This is a genomic window from Paracoccus seriniphilus (genome assembly GCF_028553745.1).
Taxonomy (GTDB): Bacteria; Pseudomonadota; Alphaproteobacteria; order Rhodobacterales; family Rhodobacteraceae; genus Paracoccus; species Paracoccus seriniphilus.
In genome coordinates, this window is the sequence record NZ_CP067132.1 from 87,386 (window position 1) to 109,344 (window position 21,959).

21 protein-coding genes are annotated in these 21,959 nt (G+C 62.2%); 4 read left to right on the top strand and 17 right to left on the bottom strand.

Translation table 11 applies throughout. The features are described 5' to 3' along the window. Positions 1–9: 9 nt before the first annotated feature. Positions 10–696: a GntR family transcriptional regulator gene (locus tag JHW44_RS18875; RefSeq protein WP_089344056.1), complete on the bottom strand. Its 687-nt coding sequence runs from the start codon at positions 694–696 to the stop codon at positions 10–12. Positions 697–887: 191 nt separating this feature from the next. On the opposite strand from JHW44_RS18875, the gene JHW44_RS18880 reads away from it, so the two are divergent. Both JHW44_RS18880 and JHW44_RS18885 read left to right on the top strand, forming a co-directional pair. Further along, entirely contained in the window at positions 888–1,853 is a 966-nt protein-coding gene (locus tag JHW44_RS18880; protein WP_089344057.1) for a TAXI family TRAP transporter solute-binding subunit, read from the top strand. A gap of 66 nt (positions 1,854–1,919) precedes the next feature. Continuing rightward, entirely contained in the window at positions 1,920–2,849 is a 930-nt protein-coding gene (locus tag JHW44_RS18885) for a D-amino acid aminotransferase (RefSeq protein WP_089344058.1), read from the top strand. 62 nt (positions 2,850–2,911) lie between these two features. Here JHW44_RS18885 and cueR read toward each other — a convergent pair whose 3' ends face one another. The 12 genes from cueR to JHW44_RS18945 form a co-directional block, all read right to left on the bottom strand. After that, entirely contained in the window at positions 2,912–3,316 is a 405-nt protein-coding gene (gene cueR, locus JHW44_RS18890) for a Cu(I)-responsive transcriptional regulator (RefSeq protein WP_089344059.1), read from the bottom strand. Between the two features lie 61 nt (positions 3,317–3,377). After that, positions 3,378–5,114 (bottom strand): AMP-binding protein, encoded by a 1,737-nt coding sequence (locus JHW44_RS18895; protein WP_089344188.1) that lies wholly within the window; start codon positions 5,112–5,114, stop codon positions 3,378–3,380. A gap of 56 nt (positions 5,115–5,170) precedes the next feature. Then, positions 5,171–5,329, bottom strand: coding sequence for a hypothetical protein (locus JHW44_RS18900; RefSeq protein ID WP_272850371.1), 159 nt, complete (start codon positions 5,327–5,329; stop codon positions 5,171–5,173). Between the two features lie 45 nt (positions 5,330–5,374). Then, complete coding sequence (locus JHW44_RS18905) at positions 5,375–7,150, bottom strand: chloride channel protein (protein WP_089344060.1); 1,776 nt, start codon at positions 7,148–7,150, stop codon at positions 5,375–5,377. A gap of 75 nt (positions 7,151–7,225) precedes the next feature. Next, the gene (locus JHW44_RS18910; protein WP_089344061.1) at positions 7,226–8,008 is read right to left on the bottom strand and encodes a hydroxypyruvate isomerase family protein; all 783 of its coding nucleotides are present in this window, start codon (positions 8,006–8,008) and stop codon (positions 7,226–7,228) included. Continuing rightward, positions 8,008–8,652 (bottom strand): 3-oxo-tetronate 4-phosphate decarboxylase, encoded by a 645-nt coding sequence (gene otnC, locus JHW44_RS18915; protein ID WP_089344062.1) that lies wholly within the window; start codon positions 8,650–8,652, stop codon positions 8,008–8,010. The genes JHW44_RS18910 and otnC overlap by 1 nt, the downstream gene beginning before the upstream one ends. Continuing rightward, positions 8,649–9,920: a 3-oxo-tetronate kinase gene (otnK, locus tag JHW44_RS18920; protein ID WP_089344063.1), complete on the bottom strand. Its 1,272-nt coding sequence runs from the start codon at positions 9,918–9,920 to the stop codon at positions 8,649–8,651. The genes otnC and otnK overlap by 4 nt, the downstream gene beginning before the upstream one ends. A gap of 49 nt (positions 9,921–9,969) precedes the next feature. Further along, complete coding sequence (gene ltnD, locus JHW44_RS18925) at positions 9,970–10,860, bottom strand: L-threonate dehydrogenase (RefSeq protein ID WP_089344189.1); 891 nt, start codon at positions 10,858–10,860, stop codon at positions 9,970–9,972. A 60-nt stretch (positions 10,861–10,920) separates the two neighbouring features. Beyond that, positions 10,921–12,405 (bottom strand): tripartite tricarboxylate transporter permease, encoded by a 1,485-nt coding sequence (locus JHW44_RS18930; RefSeq protein ID WP_089344064.1) that lies wholly within the window; start codon positions 12,403–12,405, stop codon positions 10,921–10,923. 3 nt (positions 12,406–12,408) lie between these two features. Further along, positions 12,409–12,870 (bottom strand): hypothetical protein, encoded by a 462-nt coding sequence (locus JHW44_RS18935; RefSeq protein ID WP_089344065.1) that lies wholly within the window; start codon positions 12,868–12,870, stop codon positions 12,409–12,411. 27 nt (positions 12,871–12,897) lie between these two features. Then, on the bottom strand, positions 12,898–13,845 hold the full coding sequence (locus JHW44_RS18940) for a tripartite tricarboxylate transporter substrate binding protein (protein WP_179217690.1): 948 nt from the start codon (positions 13,843–13,845) through the stop codon (positions 12,898–12,900). A gap of 20 nt (positions 13,846–13,865) precedes the next feature. Next, positions 13,866–15,371 carry a sulfatase-like hydrolase/transferase gene (locus JHW44_RS18945; RefSeq protein WP_089344067.1) on the bottom strand — a complete coding sequence of 502 codons (1,506 nt, stop codon included), beginning with the start codon at positions 15,369–15,371 and terminating at the stop codon, positions 13,866–13,868. Positions 15,372–15,477: 106 nt separating this feature from the next. On the opposite strand from JHW44_RS18945, the gene JHW44_RS18950 reads away from it, so the two are divergent. Next, complete coding sequence (locus JHW44_RS18950; protein WP_089344068.1) at positions 15,478–16,395, top strand: LysR family transcriptional regulator; 918 nt, start codon at positions 15,478–15,480, stop codon at positions 16,393–16,395. A gap of 12 nt (positions 16,396–16,407) precedes the next feature. Here JHW44_RS18950 and JHW44_RS18955 read toward each other — a convergent pair whose 3' ends face one another. The 4 genes from JHW44_RS18955 to JHW44_RS18970 are packed head-to-tail and all read right to left on the bottom strand — an operon-like array spanning position 16,408 to position 20,915. After that, the gene (locus tag JHW44_RS18955; RefSeq protein WP_089344069.1) at positions 16,408–17,949 is read right to left on the bottom strand and encodes a sulfatase family protein; all 1,542 of its coding nucleotides are present in this window, start codon (positions 17,947–17,949) and stop codon (positions 16,408–16,410) included. Next, positions 17,950–19,464 (bottom strand): tripartite tricarboxylate transporter permease, encoded by a 1,515-nt coding sequence (locus JHW44_RS18960; RefSeq protein ID WP_089344070.1) that lies wholly within the window; start codon positions 19,462–19,464, stop codon positions 17,950–17,952. Between the two features lie 3 nt (positions 19,465–19,467). Further along, on the bottom strand, positions 19,468–19,938 hold the full coding sequence (locus JHW44_RS18965) for a tripartite tricarboxylate transporter TctB family protein (protein ID WP_245847022.1): 471 nt from the start codon (positions 19,936–19,938) through the stop codon (positions 19,468–19,470). 20 nt (positions 19,939–19,958) lie between these two features. Continuing rightward, on the bottom strand, positions 19,959–20,915 hold the full coding sequence (locus JHW44_RS18970; RefSeq protein WP_089344071.1) for a Bug family tripartite tricarboxylate transporter substrate binding protein: 957 nt from the start codon (positions 20,913–20,915) through the stop codon (positions 19,959–19,961). A gap of 135 nt (positions 20,916–21,050) precedes the next feature. Between JHW44_RS18970 and JHW44_RS18975 the strand changes: the two genes are divergently transcribed. Beyond that, positions 21,051–21,959: a LysR family transcriptional regulator gene (locus JHW44_RS18975; protein WP_089344072.1), complete on the top strand. Its 909-nt coding sequence runs from the start codon at positions 21,051–21,053 to the stop codon at positions 21,957–21,959.

Here is a 21,959-nt window from a genome sequence, read left to right on the forward strand (position 1 = left end):
GGGCCGGTTTCATGTCACTGGCAGATCCGAGGACAGCTCCTCGATCGTGCGTGCCAGCCCCTGCCGCATGTGATCCTTCAGATGATCCAGCATTGCCGCAAGGTCATCGCCGCAGGCCAGTCTGACATAGACATCATGTGAGGCACGCAGCGGCCCCTTGCGATCATGGGCCTTCTGATGCAGCGAGAAATAGAAATTCACATGTGGACGCATGCCCTCCCATGTGCGCCGCAACAGATTGTGGCCGCATAGCTCAAAGCACCAATTGTGCAGATACAGCTCCTCCTCGATGGCGCGCAAACTGTCCGCGCCCTCTTCGATGGTGCGGTTCAGCGCGACATGGCGCCGCCGCAGATCATCCAGGGCCTCGGGTGTGCGGAGATCCCACAGCAATTCGAAGGCAAAACTCTCCAGCCTTGTTCGCAGGGAATACAGCTCTTCCAGATCCTGGCGCGAAATGCTGCGCACGAACAGGCCCCGATAAGGAACACTGATCAGCAATCCCAGCTCGGCCAGTTCGCGCACCGCCTCGCGCAGCGGCCCCCGGCTGACCTGCAAGGAGGCCGCCAATTGCTGCTCGGTCAGCTTCTGACCCGGTGAAAAACCACCGCTGACAATATGGTTCGTCAGCTGCTGGGTGATGCGGCGGCGCACCGTGCCGTCATCCACCGGTTTCAGCGACAGGTCTTCGTTCATCAATCGTGCTCCGTTCGCGATCAGCCCTGCCCGAATTTGAACCACTCAAAAAGGAAAGGCAAACATTCATATTATAGGATTGTTGACAATCCGACATTCAAAAAACTATCCTGCGGGGCAGAGGCCGCGATCAGGCTCGAAAGCCTCTCAATGACGCGCCACAGGCGCGACCCGAACCGACAGGAGATTTCATGTTCGTTTCCAGAAAATTCGCAGCGGTTGCGGCCCTGGGCCTTGCGCTGAGCGCACAGTCAGCGGCTGCCGAAGAGTTCATCACGATCGGCACGGCTGGACAGACCGGCATTTACTATGTCGTCGGGCAATCGGTCTGCCAATTGGTCAATCGCAACAGCGCCGACCATGATTTCCGCTGCACCGCCGCGGCAACCGGCGGTTCGATCGCCAATCTCAACGGCATCCGTGAAGGTGATTTCAACTTCGGCGTCGTGCAGTCGGATTGGCAGTTTCACGCCGTGAACGGCAGCAGTGCCTTCGAGGAATACGGTCCGAACGAGAAACTGCGGGCGGTGTTCTCGGCCCATCCCGACGTGGTCACCGTTGTCGCCCGTGCGGATTCCGGAATCCGCACATTGGATGACCTGCCCGGCCATCGCGTGAACATCGGCAACCCGGGATCAGGCTCGCGTGCCACGGCGGAAGTGCTGTTGAGCACCAAGGGCATTGATCCCGACGAATTCTCGCTGACATCCGAGCTGAAATCGAACGAACAATCCGCCGCGCTTTGCGACAACAAGATCGACGCAATGATGTTCTCGGCTGGCCATCCCGTGGGCAATATCACCGAGGCCACCGTCTCATGCGACACGGTCTTCCTGCAGATCGACGGTCCCGAGATCGACAAGCTGGTGGATGAGACCCCCTATTACGAAAAGGCCCAGATCCCGGCCGGCATGTACAAGGGCCAGGATGAGGACATCAACAGCTATGGTCCGCTGGCGACCTTTGTCACCTCGACCGACACCAGCGACGAAGCTGTCTACCAGGTCGTCAAGGCGATCTTCGAGAATTTTGACCGGTTCAAGAAACTGCATCCCGCCTTTGCGCATCTGCAGGAACAGGACATGGTCACCAAGGGCAATATTGCGCCGCTGCATGAAGGGGCCATCCGCTACTACCGCGAACGCGGCTGGATGTAGCATAGAAATCCGGGCGGCGCGACGGTCGGGCCGCCCCAGACCATGATCAGAAGCACAGGTTTCCAGATGAACGCCACGACCCCCAGTCATACGACGCATGAAGCATCCGAAGACGCGCGCAACAATGACATCAAGATCTATGTCAACGGCGAGATCGTGCATCGCGACGAGGCCAAGGTCTCGGTCTATGATTCCGGCTTCATGCTGGGAGACGGCATGTGGGAAGGTCTGCGGCTGTACAATGGCAAATGGGCCTTCTTCGACGAACATATGGACCGGTTCTTCAATTCCTGCAAAACCGTCTCGCTGGACGTCGGGATGACCAAGGAGGAAATCCTGGATGCACTGAACCGGACCGCTGCGGCCAATGGCATGACCACCGATGTGCATTGTCGTCTGATGTGCACCCGCGGCAAGAAGGACAAGCCTTTCCAGCATCCCGGGCTCAGCCGTTCGGGACCGACCGTGGTGATGATCCTGGAGCATTCCAAGCCCGTCGACAGCCTGCAATCGGCCGGCATCCGTCTGGCCACCGTGGCACAGGTGCGCGGTCTGCCGACCAGTCAGGATCCCAAGCTGAACAGCCATTCCAAGCTGAACTGCATCATCGCCTGCCTTCAGGCCGAGGCTGCCGGTGCCGATGAGGCCCTGATGCTGGACCCGCATGGTTTCGTCAACACGACCAATGCCTGCAACTTCTTCATCGTGCGGCGTGGCGAAGTTTGGACCTCGACCGGCGATTACTGCATGAATGGCATCACGCGCCAGAAGGTCATCGACCTGTGCCGCGCCAATGACATTCCGGTGTTCGAAAAGAACTTCTCGCTCTACGAGGCCTATGGTGCCGACGAGGCATTTCTGACCGGCACCTTCGGCGCTCAGACCCCGGTGGCCTCGATTGACGGCAAGACCATCGGCAATGGCGAAAGGCCGATGATCCAGCGCATCCGGCAGCTCTACAAGGAGTTGATCCAGCGCGAGACCGGCGGCAACTGATCATCCGCAGACCGATGGCGGCGCGCGCTTCCCGGCGCATTCGCGGGCTTGGGAACGCGCCGCTAGCGTCCTGATGCCGAAGCCCCTCCGGCCAGATCGTCCAGAATCGGGCAATCGGGCCGGGAATCGCCGTGGCAATGCGTGACCAGATCATTCAGCGTGTCGCGCATCGACAGCAGCTTGGCCACCTTTTCCTCGATGCGCCGGATATGATCCTGCGCCAGCATTTTGACATCGGCACTGGCGCGGGCATGGTCCTCGTAGAGCGACATCAGCGTGCGACAGTCCTCGATCGAGAAACCAAGCGATCTGGCACGAGCCAGAAAGGTCAGCTTGTGCAGATCCCGATCACTGAAATCGCGATAGCCATTGGCCCCCCGCGCCGGGTGGATCAGTCCGATCTCCTCGTAGTAGCGAATGGTCTTGTCGGGCAATCCGCAGGCCCGTGACACTGTGCCGATATTCATCAGGGTTCCTTTCAGACCCTGATGATAAACATTCCAGCAACTGGAAGGTCAAGTCGCCCCCTTAGGCGGTCTGGGCGACCTCCAGCCCCAGTTCCTCGATCATGGCATCGCGCATCACGAATTTCTGCGGCTTGCCCGAAACCGTCATCGGCAGTTCGGACTTGAAGCGGATCACCGCCGGGATCTTGAAATGGGCGATCTGGTCGCGACAGAATTCGCGCAGGTCCTCTTCGGTCGGGGAGCAGCCGGGCCGGGGCACGATCCAGGCGGCGACGATCTCTCCGAACTTCGGATCGGGAATGCCGAAGACCTGCACCTGGCTGACATCGGGATGGGTATAGAGGAATTCCTCGATTTCACGCGGATAGATGTTCTCGCCCCCGCGCAGGATCATGTCCTTCACCCGTCCGGTGATATTGCAATATCCCTCGGCATCGATGCGGGCCAGATCGCCGGTATGCATCCAGCCATCGCCATCAATCGCGGCGGCCGTCTGTTCTTCATCATTCCAATAGCCGGACATGACCGAATAGCCCCGGGTCAGCAGTTGCCCCTGTTCGCCCACATTGGCGGTGGTGCCGTCTTCACGGGCGATCCGCACCTCCAGATGAGGCTGGATCCGTCCGACCGACGCCACACGCTTTTCCAGGGGTGTATCGGTATCGGACTGGAATGACACCGGGCTGGTCTCGGTCATGCCATAGGCGATGGTCACCTCGGACATGTGCATTTTCGACTGCACCTGTTTCATCACCTCGATCGGGCATGGTGCGCCGGCCATGATCCCGGTGCGCAGAGACGACAGGTCATGTCGTGCGAATTCGGAATGCTCCAGCATCGCCACGAACATCGTCGGCACACCATAGAGCGCGGTGCAGCGCTCGGTCGAAACACAGGTCAGGGTCGCGGCGGCATCGAAACCGGCAGCGGGAACGACAATGGTGGCGCCTTTGGTCACGCAGCCAAGCGTGCCCATGACCATGCCAAAGCAATGGTAGAAGGGCACCGGAATGCAGATCCGGTCCTTTTCCGTGGTCTTCATCGCCGCGGTGACGAAGTTTGCGTTGTTGACGATATTGCGATGCGTCAGCGTTGCCCCTTTGGGCGCACCCGTCGTGCCCGAGGTGAACTGGATATTGATCGGATCATTGACGTCAAGCGTCGCGGTGATCGCGTCCAGCTCTGCCCTGTCGCCATCTGTCCCCATCGCCTGCACGCCTTCAAAGCTATGGCAGCCGTCATGGGTTTCTTCGCCAAAGGTGATGACATGGCGCAGATCCGGCAGCTTGTCCGCTTCCAGCTGTCCGGGGCGCGAGGTTGCAAGCTGAGGCAACAGCTGGTTGATCATCCCGACATAGTCGGAATGCTTGAAGCGATCGGCCAGAACCAGCGCGCGACAGCCGGTCTTGCGCAGCGCGTATTCCAGTTCGTGCAGGCGATAGGCGGGATTGATATTGACCAGGATGACCCCGATCCGCGCCGTGGCGAATTGCGACAACAGCCATGCCGAACAATTGGGCGCCCAGATCCCCAACCGGTCGCCATGTCCCAGCCCAAGGCGCAGAAATCCCAGGGCAAGACGGTCGACCTGCGCGGAAAATTCCGTCCAGTTCCAGCGGATTCCCTCGTCGCTGAAGACCACGGCATCGCCTTCGGGCCAGCGTTGAACCGTACTGGCCAGCAACTGGGGGATCGTCTCTTCGATCAGCGGGCTGTCTGTCCTCCCCTTCACATGAGCAAGGCCCCGGACCGGCGCTATACCCAGGGCGTCGCCCCGGTTGATTTCCTCGACCATCATATCCTCCCTCTTCCCATCACCGGCCAGATCGCCAGTGTCCTCCATGGGGTCACATATTAATTGAACATGTGATCAATTGTTGCAAGCGTTTCATCCCCGGACAAGCCCATCCCGGCCAAAAACTGCTTGTATCGCGCGAATGTGCTGACCCGACCAAAGCAGGTCGGGGTCAGTTTCGTCGGAACGGTTCCGGATTGCATGATAATAGCGGCCATTCACGCCTCTGGCGTGAAAGCCGCGCAGCATGAAGGACGCGGGCGTTATTCGCCCGAGCCGGTGATGTCGCGGCGTTGCTTGTCCAGCTCTTCGCTGTATCTGCGCAGCGTATGTGCTTCGCTCAGCTGTCCGATCACGCGCCGTTCGATCCGGTCGCTGACCACTGCAAGGGATTCCGAATGGCTTGCCTCGAACAGCCCCGCCGCCTGTCGGGCGTTCATGCCCGGCAAAAGCACATCGGTCTGATGGTGGAAGAATTCGGACAGGTCCTGTTTGGGTTCCGCTGCATCCTGATCGGCATGAACCTCGGCCACCTGCACCATCGCGCAATAGCCCCCCTTGTCGTCGGTGATGATGACCCGTTGGGTCGAGCCCAGGGGGAATGCAGCCCGGAATTCATCGATGCTCATATCCGCCGACGCCGTGCGGACATCACGCCGCATCAACCGGCCGACGGTCAGGTTGCGGATCCAGCCTACGTCATGGGCGCTGCGGATCGATTGCCCCCGCAGATGAAAGCGCCAGGTCGTGAACGAATAGCCAAAGGTCTGGCGCACCACCATGGAGGAGGTGATCGCCGCCGCCAGCGCAAGGGCGGTAATCGGAAACTCGCCGGTCAGTTCCAATGCCAGAAAGGTCATGGCCAAAGGCCCGCCGATCACCGCCACGCCAAAGGCGGTCATGCCGATCACGGCCATGGCGGTGGGTGACAACATGCCCGGCGCCAGCCATTCCAGCGGCACGGCTGCCGCCTTGCCGATCAGCGCACCCAGCAGCAGCGAGGCAAAGAACAGGCCACCCCGAAAACCCGAGCCAATGGTGATGGCCGAGCCAAGTGCCTTGAGTGCGAACAGGATCAGCAGTGCCGTCCAGGGAATTTCGTTTTCCAGATTGATATGCATGGCGCCATGCCCCGCCGACAGGACCTGTGGCGTGACGAAGGCCAGTCCACCGACCAGAATCCCGCCCAATGCCGGGCGCAGCCATGACGGAATGCCACTGGCCGATGCCAGACGCTCGGTCCGCACGACGGTCATCATCACCAGGATGCCCAACAGGGCACAACAGGCGCCAAGCCCCAGCGCCGGCAGGAAATCACCGGGCGATATGGCCCCGACCTGCCCGATCTCGATGGTAAAGGACTTGCCCGACAGCGCCTGCGAAACAAGGGTCGCGGCAATGGCTGCCGCGATGACCGGTGCCAGAGATACCGCGCTATAGGTTCCGATGATCAACTCGAAGGCATAGAAGGCGCCGGTCAGCGGCGCACCAAAGGCCGCGGCAATGGCCCCCGCCGATCCACAGCCGATCAGCACGCGCATGTCTTCGCGGCGCAGCTTCATCTTCAGGCCCAGTTTCGAGGCCAGTCCCGAGGACAGCTGCGTATAGGCGGCCTCCAGCCCGGCCGACAGGCCAAAGCCGTTCGAGGCCAGATTCTGCAATGTGACCCAGATGCTGTCGGCCAGTGACATCCGCCCGCCATACAGCGCATTCGCCTCGATCGGGTCGACGATCCCGCCGCGTCGCCGCCGCAGGCTGAGGATCAGCGAGGTCAGCAGCCCCCCGGCAACGGGCACCGCTATAAGCAGCCAGTTGCGCCGCAGATCCGAGCCACTCAGCCCTGTCGAAAAGGCGACCCCATACAGCTGGCTGTGCAGCAGATGCGACAGGAAGCGGATCAGACTGACCACGCAGCCCGCCAGCACCCCCGCGGTCACCGCCAACACCAGAAACCCGACTTCGCCGCCACGGGCAAACAGCCTTCGTCGCAGCCAGCCAAGCCGGGCGGGAAAGCTGAGTCCGTGACGTTTATGGGGCATGGCGGCTGGCTCTTGCTGATGAAAGGCCGCGCGCAGGGCGCGTTCCGTGATCGGGATCAGGCGGGCGGGAGGTATTCAGGGCGCCTTCTGGGTCGATCTGCGAGTGAGGTCAAGCCAGCCAAGGGTATTTTCCGTCTTTCCAACCGGCTTGTATTCCGCGCCAAGCGCAAGGTCATAGCCCAATGCCGCAATGGTCGCGAAGATGTCCGCGTAATCGACCTCGCCATGGTCCGGGGCGCCGCGATCTGGGACCGAAGCAAACTGGATGTGGCCGATCAGGGGCTGCAGATCCGTCAGGCGACGGGTCAGGTCGCCCTCCATGATCTGCACGTGATAGCAATCGAACATCAGCCGCAGCGCGGGATGATCCACCTCGGCGATGATTGCCCGTGCCTGCTCGGTGGTTTGCAGGAAGTAGCCCGGCGCGTCATGGCGATTCAGCGGTTCGATCAGGATGGTGATGCCATGGGGTGCGGCCTCGGCGCAGGCAAAGCGCAGGTTCGCGACAAAGCTGGCATGGGCCTCGGGTCCGGCCGAATATCCCGCCATGACATGCACTGCCCGGGTCTGCGTGGCGCGGGCATAGGCGATGGCCTCGGTGATGGCGGCGCGGGCCTCGACCTCGCGCCCGGTCAGGGCCGACAGCCCGTTGTCCCCTGCCCCGACATCGCCCCGCCGGGTGTTCAATCCCAGCATCGGAAGACCTGTTTCCTCCAGTGCCGCGCGAACCTCGGCGGCTGGAACGTCATAGGGCCAATGGCATTCCACCGCATCGAACCCTGCAGCCTTTGCCGCGCGGATGGCGTCAGGCAGGCACAGGTCATTCCACAGAAAGCCCAGATTTGCAGAAAATTTCATCAGTCCCACTCGACATTGAAGGTTGTAACCAGATTCTTGATCTGGTTCTGGGTCAGCATGTTGGGGTTCATGCCACGGGTCATGATGGCCAGGCGGGCGGTGTCTTCCAGTTCTTCGATGGCATTGCAGGCGGCCTCGACATCGCGGGCGGCGACGACCGGGCCGTGATTGGCCAGCATCACGGCTGAACGCTTGCCCGCCAGGCCGCGCACCGCCTGCCCCATGGCCGGATCGCCGGGCAGGAAGAAGGGCAGCAGCTTCACCTTGCCCAGCTTCATGATCCCATAGGGCGTCATCGGTGGCAGGAAATTGTCAGGGTCCACTTCGGGCAACATCGACAGGGCGACCGAATGGCAGCTGTGCAGATGCACGACCGCCCCCGCCGTGGACCGCGTGTCGTAAAAGGCGCTGTGCAGCGGCATCTCCTTGGTCGGCGGATCGCCCCCGATCTGGCGGCCCGTGGCGTCGAACCGGCTCAGCCGTGCGGGATCCAGCCGGCCGAAGCTGGTGCCGGTCGGGCTGACCAGCAGCCCGCCATCCTCGGTGCGGGCCGAGACATTACCCGAAGAACCTCCGGTAAGTCCGCGATCAAACATGGATTTTGCCAATAGACAGATTTGCTCTCGCAGCGCATTCTCGCTCATGGCTGCAACCTTTCCAGCGCATCGGAAAAGAAGCTCTCCGCGCCGAAATTTCCCGATTTCAGCGTCAGTGCAACATCCTGTCCGGCCGAGCGACCAAAGCACCAGGGCACCCCCGGCGCGATTTCCGCCCCGACGTCCATGCGCGACACGCCAAGCGCGCGCGTCACCGCACCCGAGGTTTCACCCCCCGCCACGACGATGCGCTGCGCCCCGCGATCACGCGCCGCGACCGCACAGGCGGCCAGCGCCTCTTCCACGATCTCGCCGGCGCGGGCCACGCCCAGATGCTCTTGCGCGGCGCGGACAGACTGCGGATCGGCCGTCGCATAAAGGATCGGCGCGCGCGACAGGTCCTGCGCCCCCAGCCAGTCAAGCGCCGCCCTTGGGCCGTTTTGCGCCAACTCCAGCGGGTCCAAGCGCAGCCCCGGCGCGCCGCCTTGCAGATAGTGCGCCACCTGTCGGTTGGTCATGGCCGAGCAACTGCCCGAGAGCACCACCGCCCCCTTGTCCAGTTGCGGCGGCACCAGCCGGGGTGCATCTGCCGCCAGCGTGCCATTGGCCAGATACAGCCCCGGCAGTGCCATTGCCAGCGCCGAGCCGCCGCTGATCAGCGCCATGTCGCGACAGGCCGTGGCAATGGCCGTCAGGTCACCATCGCGGATAGCATCGATTACCACATGCGCCCGGCCTGCCTCGGCCAGGGCGACCAAGGCCGCACGGATCGCCTGCGGGCCAGCTTCTACCACCGGATGTTCGACCAGCCCGACCGGCCCCGCGACCTGAGGGGCCAGCAGCCGCGTCAGATCGCTGTCGCGCATCGGAGTCAGCGGGTGGTCACGCATCGGGCTTTCTGCCAGCGGCTGACGCCCCACGAACAGATTGCCCATGAATACCCGCCGGCCGTTTTCCGGGAAAGCCGGGCAATAGATCGTCTGCGACGCGCCCAGATCGGCCATCAGCGCCTGGGCCACGGGGCCGATATTGCCCTGCGGCGTGGAATCGAAGGTCGAACAGTATTTCCAGAAGAACCGCTGCGCCCCCGCCGCGCGCAGCCAGTCCGCCGCCGCCCGCGCCTGCTCGACGGCTTCACCCACCGGCAGGGTTCGTGTCTTCAGCGCAATCACCTCGAATGGCGCGACATCTCCGCCCGCCTCTTCCGATGGCAGACCCATATGCAGACGCACCCGCACCCCAGAGCGTGCCAACAAGCCGGCAAGATCCGTCGCCCCCGTGAAATCATCCGCTATGCAACCAAGTACAACTGTCATCCGTCGATATCCTTTGTTTCCCGCACTCCTGGCGCCGGGTCGTTCCGGGCTAGCCTTCGCCCGGCAGGGTCAGACCGGCATTGCGGGCATAGACCTTGGCAACGGCGGCATCGTCTTCGCCGCCCAGCCCCATTCCGGCTGCAGCGAGGAACTGCTGCAATGCCGCCGCGGTCAGAGGCGCGCTGAAGCTGGAAGATCTGGCAATATCCAGCACGATACCCAGATCCTTGGGCCAGATATTGACCGAGCTGTGGGGTGTATAATCGCCTGCAACGACATGGGGCGCGCGGTTTTCCAGCATCCAGCTGGTGCCCGCGCATTTGCTGATCACCTCGACGAATTTTTCCGGTGCGACGCCCTGGGTCATGCCGAAGGTCAGGGCCTCGGCCATGGCAGCGATATGGACCCCGGCCAGAAGCTGGTTCACCGCCTTCATCGCCGATCCGGCTCCGACCTGGTCGCCCAATTCGAACACGGTTTCGGCGATGGCCTCCAGCAGGGGGCGGGCGGCATCAAAAGCAGCGGCGCTGCCCGACGCCATGATCGACAGCTGTCCATTCGCAGCCTTCACCGACCCGCCCGAGATCGGGGCGTCCAGATACAGAACCTCGGCTTCGGCGCAACGCGCGGCCATCTTCCTTGCAAATTCCGGCGGCACCGTGGCGCAGGACAGCACCACCGCCCCGGGACGCAGATGCGGCACAATGCCATTTTCGCCAAACAGCACGGCCTCGGTCTGGGCGGCGTTCAGCACCACCACGGCCACCGCGTCCAGCGCGGCCTCGGCCATGTCAGAAGCTTCTGCTCCTTCCCCACGCAGACGTTCCACCTGGGTCTGATTGATATCCGCGCCCCAGACCCGCAGACCGGCGCGCAATGCCGAAGCCGCAATTCCATATCCCATCGAGCCAAGCCCGATCACTCCAATATTCCTGGACATGCTGTCTTTCTCCATTCTGTGTGTGATGATCGGGGCGCCGCAGAAGCCGCGCCACCGCAATCAGTTTCGTGCGGCGCGCGCCTTGGCGATCAGCGGCCAGACAATCACCGCCAGCGTGATTGCAAAGAACAGATCGACAATCGGGCTGGCCAGAAAACGCAGCGGCTGCATGTCGGTGATGATCAGCCCCTTGCGCAGGCTCTCCTCGAAGGGCTGTCCAAGGATGAAGCCGATCACGATGGGCGCCAGCGGCACATGGGCAAAGCGCAGCAACAGCCCAAGGACACCGGCAAGCAGGGTCACCCACAGATCAATCATGCTGAAGCGCGTGACATAGGACCCCGCCAATGCCAGCGCCAGAACGCCGCCCATGATCAGCGCATGGGGCAGTTTCAACACCCGGCTGAACATCTGCGCGGCCAGAGCCCCCACGATCAGCATCATCACGTTCGCAACGAGCAGGGCCACGAAGACGAAATTCACCAGATCCGGGCTGCCCTGGAACAGGTTCACGCCCGGCGTGATGCCATGCACGACCAGGGCGCCCAGCATGACCGCTGTGGCTGCATCACCAGGAATGCCCAGGGCCAGCGTCGGCACCAGCGCACCACCGGTGACAGCGTTATTGGCGGCCTCGGAGGCCACGATGCCTTCCGGATTGCCCTTGCCGAAGGTTTCGGGAGTTCTGGCCGAGGAACGCGCCTGCGCATATCCGATCAGCGACGCGGCTGTCGCCCCGACGCCGGGCAGAATGCCCAGGAACGTCCCGATCAGCGAACTGCGCAGCATTGTCTTGCGCACGGCCTTCCATTCCCGCCATGGCGCAACCTTGAAACCGGCCGAGATCACCTTTCCCGTGACCCCCGCGACCGGTTGCGCAGCGGCTGCAAAGACCTCGGACAGGGCGAACAGCCCGATCAGGATCGGCACCACATGCAGGCCTGCGGACAATTCGAAGTTGCCAAATGTGAAACGCTCGGCCCCGCTGAGCGCATCGATCCCGACCGTCGACAGAACGATCCCGATCAGCCCCGCCAGCAGCCCCTTGAGCGGATTGCCGGCCGAAACCCAGGCGATGGTGGTCAGCGAAAAGACGATCAGGGCGAAGGTCTCGATCGAGCCGAATTTGACCGCGACCTGGGCCAGCTGCGGGGCCAGGAACATCAGCACCACCATCGAGAAGACGCCGCCGATGGCAGAGGAAACCGTCACCCAGCCCAGTGCCTCGGCCGCCTTGCCCGATTGCGCCATTGGATAGCCGTCCAGCACCGTTGCCGCCGATTGCGGGGTTCCCGGCACATTGATCAGAATGGCGGGGATCGATCCGCCATAGACCGAGCTGACATAGATCGCGGTCAGCATCCCGATGGCCTGTGTCGGGCCGAGAACAAAGGTAAAGGGCAGGACGATGGCCAATGCCGTCACCGTGCCCAGTCCTGGCAGAGCCCCCACGATCATGCCAAGGAAGGTCGCCAGAAACATGATTGCAAGCGTGGTCAGATCGGCCTGCATACCGAATGCTGCGGCAAGAGACGTAAAATCCATGACTCAGAACTCCAGCCCGGGAATGGTCGGCAAGGGCAGCGCGGCGAATTTGACCAACAGCAGATAGGTTGCCACCGGCACGCCCATGGCCAATCCGATCAACGGCACTGGCTTGCGATATCCAAGGATCAGGCAGCACAGCAGAACCGCCAGTGGTACGATCAGCAGATAGCCTGCGGCCTGAAACAACAGCACCGTCACCACCAGCAACAGCACCATCAGGCAAGCCGGACCCCATCTCGTTTCGCCGATCTGAACACCACCGCGCAGGATGCCCTTGATCAGGATTGCCAGTGAGAGCGCCAGAGCCGCATAGAGGGCCAGCTGCGCCACCAGAAAGGGCGGGGCATCCCCGGGCAGCAGGAATACATTGCTGCTGCTATGATAGCTGTTGCGCAGCAGGATCACTGCTGCCAGCGCAAAGAAACCGCCCAGCAGCGTGTCCGAATTCACCAACCGTTTCATGGATGCCCTCCCCCGTGTTGCTTTTGCTCAGTCCCTGGCTTTGACCCCGATGGTGGGCAGCAATTCGCGGCTGCGCGCGTATTCCTGTTCATAGAAGTCGGCGAAGGCAGTGCGATCCAGATAGCGCAGGGTGTAATTGGCTGCAGTCATGCCCTTGACGAAATCCGGGTCCTCGACCGCGCGCCCGCAGGCGCTGGACAGCTGGTCCAGCACTTCAACCGGCGTGTCCTTTGGCGCGAACAACCCGAACCAGACCGACAGCGATACATCGTGGCCCAGTTCCGCCAGGGTCGGCACATCGGGCAGCATGTCCGTCCGTTCAGCCGAGGCGATTGCCAGGGCCTTCAGATCATATTGCGACACCATGGCCGCCGCATCCGCCGCAAGCGTGGCCTCGCCGCCCAATAATGCCGTGGCCGCCTTGCCGCCACCACCTGCGGGCAGATAGGTGAATGTCACGCCATAGGCATTTGCCAGCGCCGCCTGGGTGATATGGGGCATGGATCCGGGGGCACCACCCACCGCGATGATCTGTTCCCCGGCCCTGGCCGCGTCTATCAGCTCCTGAATCGAGTTGTATGGGCTGTCCGGGGCCACCGAAATTGCGGTCGGATTGTCCGCCACCATGCAAACCGGTGCCAGGCTGGTCTCGTCATAAGGCAGCGGGCGCAGGTTGGGTTGAACCGTCACCGTGGCAATCGGCGCATAGCCGATGCGGTATCCATCCGGTTTCGACCGCGCCATCTGGGCAATCCCGATGGTGCCGCCGGCCCCATCCACGTTGATCGGCACCAGATCGGCATCCATCGCCTTGCGCATGGCGTTGATCAGCAACCGACCCGACGTGTCCGAATTGCTGCCAGCCCCGAAAGGCACGATGACCTCGATGGGCTTTTCCGGATATTCGGCCAGTGCCGCGGTTCCTGCGGTGGCGGCAATCAATGCCGCGCCGCTCAGAAGCCTTGAAATCTTCATTCCCGTTCCTCCCTGAAGTTTCAGTTGTTTGTCACTTCGTCGCGTTCGCGCGACCATTCGATCTGGATGATGTCCACCTTGGGCGATGGCGGCCATCCGTCGCCGCGCTGCGAATTCAGGCTGCGATGAGGGGCCCATTTGTATTCACGATCGGGCTTGCCAATCAGTGCGCCGTCCCTGATCCAATCCAGATCGACGCCATACATCTGGCCGATCAGCAGATCCTGCAGCCGTTTCAACGTTGCGGCATGGGCCGGATCGGTCGCCAGATCGGTCATCTCATGGGGGTCGTCGATCAGGTCGAACAGCTGGCTGTGATTGCCCGTCGGGTAGTAGACCAGCTTGTAGCGCTCATCGCGGATCATCCGGCTGGCGTGGTCATCCTCGCCACATTCGCCATAGATGAAGTCGCGCTTTTCATCACCCACCATGGATATCCCGTCCACGGTCTCGGGAACCGGAATGTCGCACAGATCCAGAAGCGTCGGCATGACATCGGCAAAGCCGACGAGGCGGTCATCCACCACGCCTTCGCGGGCCTTGGGGTTGCCCTTGTTTGCCATCAGGATCATCGGAATATTGGCGCTGCTTTCATAGAAGATGCGCTTGGCTGCCATATCGTGATTGCCCAGCATGTCACCGTGATCCGAGGTGAACATGATGATGGTGTCGTCCAGAATGCCCTCAAGCCGCAGCGTGCCGATCAGATAGCGGATCTGATAGTCGATCTGTGTGCACAGCGCGTAGAAAGCCTTTTTCGCGGCCAGCAACTGCTGTTCCGAATACAGGTTGGTGCGGCTGAGCTGAGCCTGGATCGCAAAGGGACGCCGCGCCGGATCGCGAGCCCAGTCCCCGACATAGGGCGGGTCGATCTCGACATCGCGATACAGATCGACAAAGGCCTGCGGCGGCACCAGCGGCGGATGCGGATGGCGGAAGCCCAGATACCAGAAAGCCGGTTTCGTGGGGTCACGCCGCTTGATCGTGCGTGCCATCATCCGGCCCGCCCAGGATGTCGCGTGATGCTGTTCGTCCAGATGCCAGGGCCGCCAGTTATACTGGTTGTTGGACATGCCATGGTCGAACTGACGTCCGGCAAGCCCTTGATCGCCAAGATAGATATCGTAGTCGTCCAATGTGCCCCACTGCGGACGACCCTCATCGTCCAGCAGAACGGAATCAAAGCCGATACGGTCGCGCTGCGGATGAACATGCAGCTTGCCCACGGCATCGGCCTGATAGCCGGCATCGCGGAAGGCCTGGGCCATGGTGGTCACATCAGGCATGTTCAACTGGTCATTGAACACCCTGTCGCCATGGCTGCGCGGCACCTGCCCCGTCATCAGCGTGCGTCGCGCCGGGATGCAGACCGGGCATTCGGAATAGGCATTGGAAAAGCGCGTGCCGACGGCGGAAATCTCGTTCAGCCCCGGCGTGATGATCGCAGGATTGCCCGCAAAGCCCAAATGCTCGGCCGCCCAGTGATCGGTGCAAATCAGCAGTACGTTCGGTTTCTTGGCTGTCATCCGTGCCTCCTGTTCGTGGTTGCAGGTCTCTAGCGCGAATTGCAGTCATGCCTATAATGATATATTTGCGCTTATAATTTCTGTTTTGGAAACTTTGAGGGCAAAGATGAGCAATCGTGTCGGCCTGCGCCAGCTTCGCGCCTTTCATGCCGTGATGATGGGAGGCAGCCTGACAGCCGCGTCAGAGCGGCTGAACCTCAGCCAGCCGACCATCAGCAAGCAGTTGACGGCGCTGGAAAACGCCTTGCAGATCAAGCTGTTTGACCGACGCAGCGGCACGCCGGTCAGTCCGACGCCAAACGGAGTGGAATTTTTCAAGGCGATCGAGGCGACGATTTCCGGGCTGGACAACCTGGGGGCAATCGCGCGCGACATTGCAGGTCATGGACGCCGGCGCATTCGCATTGCCGCGACGCCGCCGGTGCTGAACAGCCTGCCCTTCACCTCGGGGCTGTCGCGATTCACGCTGAAAAACCCCGACATCCAGATCGCGCTGGAGGCGCGTTCGCGGGTCGAAATCGAGGATTGGGCTGCCAGGCAAGAGATTGACCTGGCCTTTGCACTCTTGCCGTCATCCAACTCGGCCCTGCTGGCCGAACCCCTTCTGGACACCCGCGCCGTGGCCGTCATGCATCGCGACCACCCGCTGGCAGGGAAGCCCATGATCAGCCCCGCAGACCTGACCGGTCAGCGCCTGATCCTGCCCAGCCGGCAATTGCTGCGCTCGCGTATCGACACGATTCTGGAACGTGAAGGCCATCAGATCGCGGCGGACATCGAATCGTCTTCGGCCAACACCTGCTGCCGGCTGGCCCTGGCGGGAGCCGGAGTCGCCATTTGCGACCCTTTCAGCCCGACGGCCTATCCCACCGAAGATCTTGTCGTGCGGAACTGGGAACCGGCGGTGCGCCTGACTTATGGCGTCATCCGCCATAAAGGCAGCGAGCAGGAACCAACGACCCAGTCGCTGCTGGCCATCATGCGCTGTGCATTGGGCAATTTCGCCCTGCCCCTGTCCGGCTGAAACCTCGCAGGACTACGCCACGCCGCTTGGCGGATCAAAGCTTGTCAGCTCGACACCCGGACGCGCCCTCAGCAGGGCGACAAGCCGCGCCTGCAGATCTGCGGCGGCAGGATCATCCCACAGGTTGTTCATCTCGTCGGGATCATTCGTCAGGTCATACATTTCACCGGCGCCGGATTGCAGTTCGACCGTCAGCTTGCTGTCGCCGGTATGGACGCTGCGCAGATCCAGCCTGACCCCGCAACGCGAAGGCGAGACGTCCCATTCGGCATAGACAGCCTCATGCGCGCCGCCCTGCCCCTCCAGCGCGCCGCGCATCGAAACGCTTTGCGCATCGTCGGGCATCTGCGTGCCCGCATAGTCGCAAAAGGTCGCGGCCAGATCCAGCGTCGTGGCCACATCGGTCACCGTGCTGCCCGGCGCAATCCCCGGTCCGCGCGCGATCATGCCGACATTCAGCAGGGAATCGTAAAGGATAGGGCCTTTCAGATACAGCCCGTGATCGCCCATGTAATCGCCGTGATCCGAGGTGTAGATCACGATGGTATCCTCGGCGAGTCCCTCATCCGCCAGGGCCGCCATGATCCGCCCGACATTATGGTCGATCAGGGAAATCATGCCGTAATAATTGGCCGTCATGTCGCGCAATTGCTCGTCGCTCTGATCGGGAATCCGCGTGCCCTGCTTGCGGAATTTCTTGAACAGCGGATCGTCAAGCTGCGGCTCGCCCTCCAGCGAGGCCCTGTGCCACCATGGCCGCCGGTCCAGATCCTTGGTCCGATGCGCGGGAAGATCGACCTCATCCCTGTCGTGCAGGCGGCTCCAGGGTTCGGGGCAGTCAAAGGGATGATGCGGATCCGGCAAGGACAGCCACAGGCAGAAGGGCTTGCTCTCATCGCGTTTGTGCAGCCAGCGCAGCGCCCGGTCCGTCGCCCATGTTGAACTGTGCCAGGCCACTGGCAGCGCCGAGCTCCATGTCTGGGCCGCACCCGTACCGGGGCGGGTCTCGTCCTTCCACAGGTCAAAGGCATCTTTACCGCCGACCGTATCAAAGAACCATTTTTCGTAGTGCTGGCCGTTTGGCGGCGTGATCGGGGGGCGAAACTTGTGCCAATGCCCCTGCGTGACCAGTTCGACATGGTCAAACCCCATGTAAGGGCCATGCCAATCGGCGGGGTAATCTGCCGAACCCGATTTGCATTCGGGGTTCTGGCGTGGTGCGAAAGTCTGGGTCGAGGCAAAATGCGCCTTGCCGATCAGCGCCGTTGCATAGCCCGCCTCGGACAATTGCCGGGCGAAGCTGCGATTTCCGATCTCGGGGCGCAGATCGATGCCATTGTCCTTGACGCCATGGGTCTTGGGCAGCTTGCCGGTCAGGATCGAGGCCCGCGCGGGCTGGCAGACCGGCGCCGGGGTGATGCAGGTCGGCGCATGGACGCCTTCGGCCCGCAGCCGGTCCAGATGGGGTGTCTTGACCCGCCTCCCGGCGAACCCATAGCAATCGGCGCGCTGCTGGTCAGAGGTAATGAAGACGATATTGGGACGCTTGGACACTTAACTTGCCTCTTGGATTGAGCTTGTTGTCTCGCGGCGCAGCGAACGGGCGCGGAAGAACATCGCCAGCACACCCAGCAGCAGGAAGCCCGCCGCAATCGGCCGTTCGAGGAAAATCATCAGCCCGCTGTCGGACAGGCGCAAAGACTGGCGCAGGGCCTCTTCGGCACCACCGGCCAGCACGAAGGAAATCACCAGCGCGGGCGGGTTGAAATCGAATTTCCGCATCAGCCAGCCCAGGATGCCCGCCGCGATCATCACCGCGACATCGAACAGGCTGCCATTGGCCGAATAGGCCGAGACAAAGGCCGTCAGGAAAATCAGCGGGTAAAGGACACGGGTCGGCACTTTCAGGATCAGATGGCCGACACGCGCCGCGCCGAAATATCCGATCAGCCCATAGCTGGCGATGCCGAACAGACCGGCAGCGAACAGGCTGTAGACCAGCTCGCGCGAGGTCAGGAACAGGGTCGGCCCGATCTGAATGCCGTGGATCAGGAAAACCCCGATCAGGATGGCGCCAATGGTCGAACCGGGGATGCCCAGAGTCAGCAGCGGTGCCATGGACGGTCCCGACACCGCGTTATTGGCAGCCTCGGGCGCGGCAACGCCTTCCAGCGCGCCTCGGCCCCATTCCTCGGGGTTGCTGGCCCGCCGTTTGCCCTCGCCATAGGCCACAAAGGAGGCAATGGCCGAACCCAGTCCGGGCAGCATGCCGATAAAGGCCCCGATGAAGGAAGAGCGCACGATATGGGGCAGACAGCGGCGGAATTCGGGCCAGCTGAGATGATTTCGGGTTTCGGCGGCAGCGTCATGTTCTTCGGGGAAGGCCTCGATCTTGCCGGGCTTGCTTTCAAGCTGCGTGAAGACCTCACCCAGCACGAATATCCCGATCATCAGCGGTACAAGGGAAACCCCGCCGGACAGGTCGAACAACCCCAGCGTCATGCGATCCTGCGAGGTAATCGGGTCCAGCCCCACGGTCGCCAGAACGATCCCCAGAGCCGCGCTGGCCAGCCCTCGCGTGACGGATTTGCCAATGACCGATCCGATGACGACGAACGCCGCGAAATAGACTGCAAACAGCTCGGGCGGCCCCATGGTCAGTGCGATCCTGGCGATATAGCCGACAAAGACGATCAGCAGCAGATCACCGATGAAATCACCGATGACGGATGAAATCGTGGCGATTTTCATCGCCTTGCCCGACATGCCCCTTTGTGACAGCGGATAGCCGTCCAGTTGGGTGGCTGCGCTGGCGGCCGTTCCCGGCGTGTTGAACAGGATCGCCGCGACCGATCCGCCGTAACGTCCTGATTTGCCAATGACATACAGGAAGGCCAGGGCGCTGAGCGGGTCCATGTAATAGGTCACCGGCAACAGCATCGCGATGGCTGCAGCGGCGGTCAGACCCGGAATGGCCCCCACCACCATGCCGATCAGAGCGGCCGCGACAATCCAGAACAACAGCGCCGGTGACGTTGCCACCGTCGCAATTCCTGCAAAGATATCCATGGGTCAGAATCCCTGAATGACGTCCAGCAGGTCGAACCACGCGCCATAAGGCGGGAACACCCCAAGCCCGACAAAGAAGACAAGATGATAGATCAGCGGACACAGCACCGCCGCGACAAGCATCGCAACGGGCGAGCGGACCCCGAACAGCATCAGGGTCAATGGCGCACAAGCCGCCGTACCGATCAGGTAACCGAACAGCGTGATCGCGATCAGATACAGAATGGCCAGACCGCACAGCAGCAGCACCGGCAGCATGTCACGCAACCGTGGCAGATCGCGTTGCGCCAGCGGAATGCGGATCGCATTCACGGTTTGAACAAGGCCAAGCCCGAAGATGGCCCCGCCACCAGCAAGCGGAAAGACCCGCGGCCCGATTCCGCCCTGTTCGGTGATCTCGATGTCCAGTGCGAATTTCAGCACCAGCGCGCCGATCACGATCATCGCCAGCCCCGACACGGAATCCCGCGTCATCAGGCCCTTCGCCGCGCCCGTCATTTCAGCGACTGGATGACCGGCATCACGGCATCCCGCAGTTCGGTCAGGCGTCCCACGCTGGCAGGACCGTCCAGATAGGCCGGCAACAGTCCCTGCACGGCCATGTCCTTGGCAAATTCGGGACTGCTGACGGTCTCATGCAAGGCCGCCATCAACGTCCGGGAGGTTTCATCCTTCAGGCCGTTGGGGGCGTGCAGCGTGATGGGGGTATCAATGAATTCATAGTTATAGCCCTGCTCGGCCACGGTCGGCACATCGGTCTGCAGCGCATAGCGTTGCGGTGCCACCAGCCCCAGGACGCGCATCTGCTGTTCAAAGCCCGCGGCCTGGTGGATTCCGATCACCGCGAAATCGACCTGCGAGCCGATCAGCGCGGCGCGCACCTTGCCGCCTCCGGCAAAGGGGACATCCGTCGCCGCAAGTTCATTGGCGTCCAGCAGGCTTTGGCCGGCGACATGCAGAAAGGCTCCGCGTCCGGTATGTGCCCAACGCAGGCTGCCCGGTGCCGCGCGGGTCGCGTCGAACAGATCCGCCAGGGTCTGATAGGGGCTGTCGAAGGGCACCGCCACCGCAGCCTGCAGGCTGCCGGCCTGCCCCAGAGTGGCGATATCGTCGAATGGATCTACCGGAATGGATTTGAACAGGGCACCCATGACCAGCGCACCACCTGTCGTTACCATCAGTGTCAGGCCGTCAGGGCGCGCTCTGGCAAGCTCGGCCGCGCCATTCACGCCCCCGCCGCCAGGTTTGTTCACGACATTGACCGGCACGCCCAGCCGTTCGCGCAGGCCCGTCGCCACGGCACGGCCATAGGCATCGGTGCCGCCACCGGTGGGGAAAGGCACGATCAATGTGACGGGTCGCCGCGGACGCCATTGCGCCTGCGCCACACCCGGAGCCGCGGCGATGCCTGCCAGCGCGGCAGCCGCTTTCAGAAAATTCCTGCGTTCCATGCCTCTCCTCCCCATAAGGCCCCGATACCCTCTCAGGGTATCCGGCTTGAGGGATGTTATTGCCAGAACCCGACATGTTCGTATATTTCAAAGTAACGATCATATGTTGCTTATTTTCGAACAAAGGCGGATGGCATGAACATCAAGGGGCTGCGCGCCTTCAATCTGGTGATGCAATTGGGCACCCTGCGGGTCGCCGCCGAGAAGATGAACACCAGCAATTCCGCGCTCAGCCGGCAACTGTCGGTTCTGGAGCACGAGCTGGGCCTGCAATTGTTCCATCGCAACAAGCAGCGCCTGATCCCGACGCGCGAAGGGCTGGCCTTCTATCGCGAAGCGCAGGTGATGCTGGAAAACCTGGAACGCGTGCCCGAGATCGTCCAGCATGTGCGTGAAGGCACCCATCACCAGATCAAGGTGAATGCAATCCCGCGGCTGGGCACGGTGATCGCGATTCCGGCCACCGCCCAGTTTCTGAAACAGCATCCCGAAATGCATGTTGTGGTGAATGCCGACACCCGTCGGGTGATGGAACGATCCGTCGCGGGCAATCAGTTCGATCTGGGCGTCGGACCCCTGCCCGCCAGCAATCCCGATCTGCGCACCGAGGTTCTTGGTCGCATTCCGCCCATGGTCGTCATGTCGCCCGATCACCGGCTGGCCAGATTCGACCGCGTGCCACCCGCAGAACTGCAGGGCGAGCAATTCGTGCGGATCACCTCGAACCTGCTGATCGGAGAGCAGGTCGAAGAGCTGTTCGCCGCCTATGATCTGGCACCGCCCAGCCAGGTCAAAGTCGCCAATACCATGCTGGCCTGCGCGCTGGTGGCCGAGGGCTATGGCATTACCATTGCCGATGCGCTCAGCCCCTTGATCTTTCGCGACGAGGTGCTGTGCCGCCCGCTGGACACCGACGAATGGCTAAGTTTCGGGTTGTTGTTTCCCCCAGCGCAGGAACGCAGTGATGCGGTGGACAATCTGGTGACGATCTTCAGGAAGACCGCCGAGGTAATGCTGGCCCAACTGCAGCAGAAAATCGGGTAG

Bases quoted from the DNA above. Each gene is read 5' to 3' on its own strand.
- JHW44_RS18875 (WP_089344056.1), bottom strand. From the start codon at position 696: ATGAACGAAGACCTGTCGCTGAAACCGGTGGATGACGGCACGGTGCGC.
- JHW44_RS18880 (WP_089344057.1), top strand. From the start codon at position 888: ATGTTCGTTTCCAGAAAATTCGCAGCGGTTGCGGCCCTGGGCCTTGCG.
- JHW44_RS18885 (WP_089344058.1), top strand. From the start codon at position 1,920: ATGAACGCCACGACCCCCAGTCATACGACGCATGAAGCATCCGAAGAC.
- cueR (WP_089344059.1), bottom strand. From the start codon at position 3,316: ATGAATATCGGCACAGTGTCACGGGCCTGCGGATTGCCCGACAAGACC.
- JHW44_RS18895 (WP_089344188.1), bottom strand. From the start codon at position 5,114: ATGATGGTCGAGGAAATCAACCGGGGCGACGCCCTGGGTATAGCGCCG.
- JHW44_RS18900 (WP_272850371.1), bottom strand. From the start codon at position 5,329: ATGGCCGCTATTATCATGCAATCCGGAACCGTTCCGACGAAACTGACC.
- JHW44_RS18905 (WP_089344060.1), bottom strand. From the start codon at position 7,150: ATGCCCCATAAACGTCACGGACTCAGCTTTCCCGCCCGGCTTGGCTGG.
- JHW44_RS18910 (WP_089344061.1), bottom strand. From the start codon at position 8,008: ATGAAATTTTCTGCAAATCTGGGCTTTCTGTGGAATGACCTGTGCCTG.
- otnC (WP_089344062.1), bottom strand. From the start codon at position 8,652: ATGAGCGAGAATGCGCTGCGAGAGCAAATCTGTCTATTGGCAAAATCC.
- otnK (WP_089344063.1), bottom strand. From the start codon at position 9,920: ATGACAGTTGTACTTGGTTGCATAGCGGATGATTTCACGGGGGCGACG.
- ltnD (WP_089344189.1), bottom strand. From the start codon at position 10,860: ATGTCCAGGAATATTGGAGTGATCGGGCTTGGCTCGATGGGATATGGA.
- JHW44_RS18930 (WP_089344064.1), bottom strand. From the start codon at position 12,405: ATGGATTTTACGTCTCTTGCCGCAGCATTCGGTATGCAGGCCGATCTG.
- JHW44_RS18935 (WP_089344065.1), bottom strand. From the start codon at position 12,870: ATGAAACGGTTGGTGAATTCGGACACGCTGCTGGGCGGTTTCTTTGCG.
- JHW44_RS18940 (WP_179217690.1), bottom strand. From the start codon at position 13,845: ATGAAGATTTCAAGGCTTCTGAGCGGCGCGGCATTGATTGCCGCCACC.
- JHW44_RS18945 (WP_089344067.1), bottom strand. From the start codon at position 15,371: ATGACAGCCAAGAAACCGAACGTACTGCTGATTTGCACCGATCACTGG.
- JHW44_RS18950 (WP_089344068.1), top strand. From the start codon at position 15,478: ATGAGCAATCGTGTCGGCCTGCGCCAGCTTCGCGCCTTTCATGCCGTG.
- JHW44_RS18960 (WP_089344070.1), bottom strand. From the start codon at position 19,464: ATGGATATCTTTGCAGGAATTGCGACGGTGGCAACGTCACCGGCGCTG.
- JHW44_RS18965 (WP_245847022.1), bottom strand. From the start codon at position 19,938: ATGACGCGGGATTCCGTGTCGGGGCTGGCGATGATCGTGATCGGCGCG.
- JHW44_RS18970 (WP_089344071.1), bottom strand. From the start codon at position 20,915: ATGGAACGCAGGAATTTTCTGAAAGCGGCTGCCGCGCTGGCAGGCATC.
- JHW44_RS18975 (WP_089344072.1), top strand. From the start codon at position 21,051: ATGAACATCAAGGGGCTGCGCGCCTTCAATCTGGTGATGCAATTGGGC.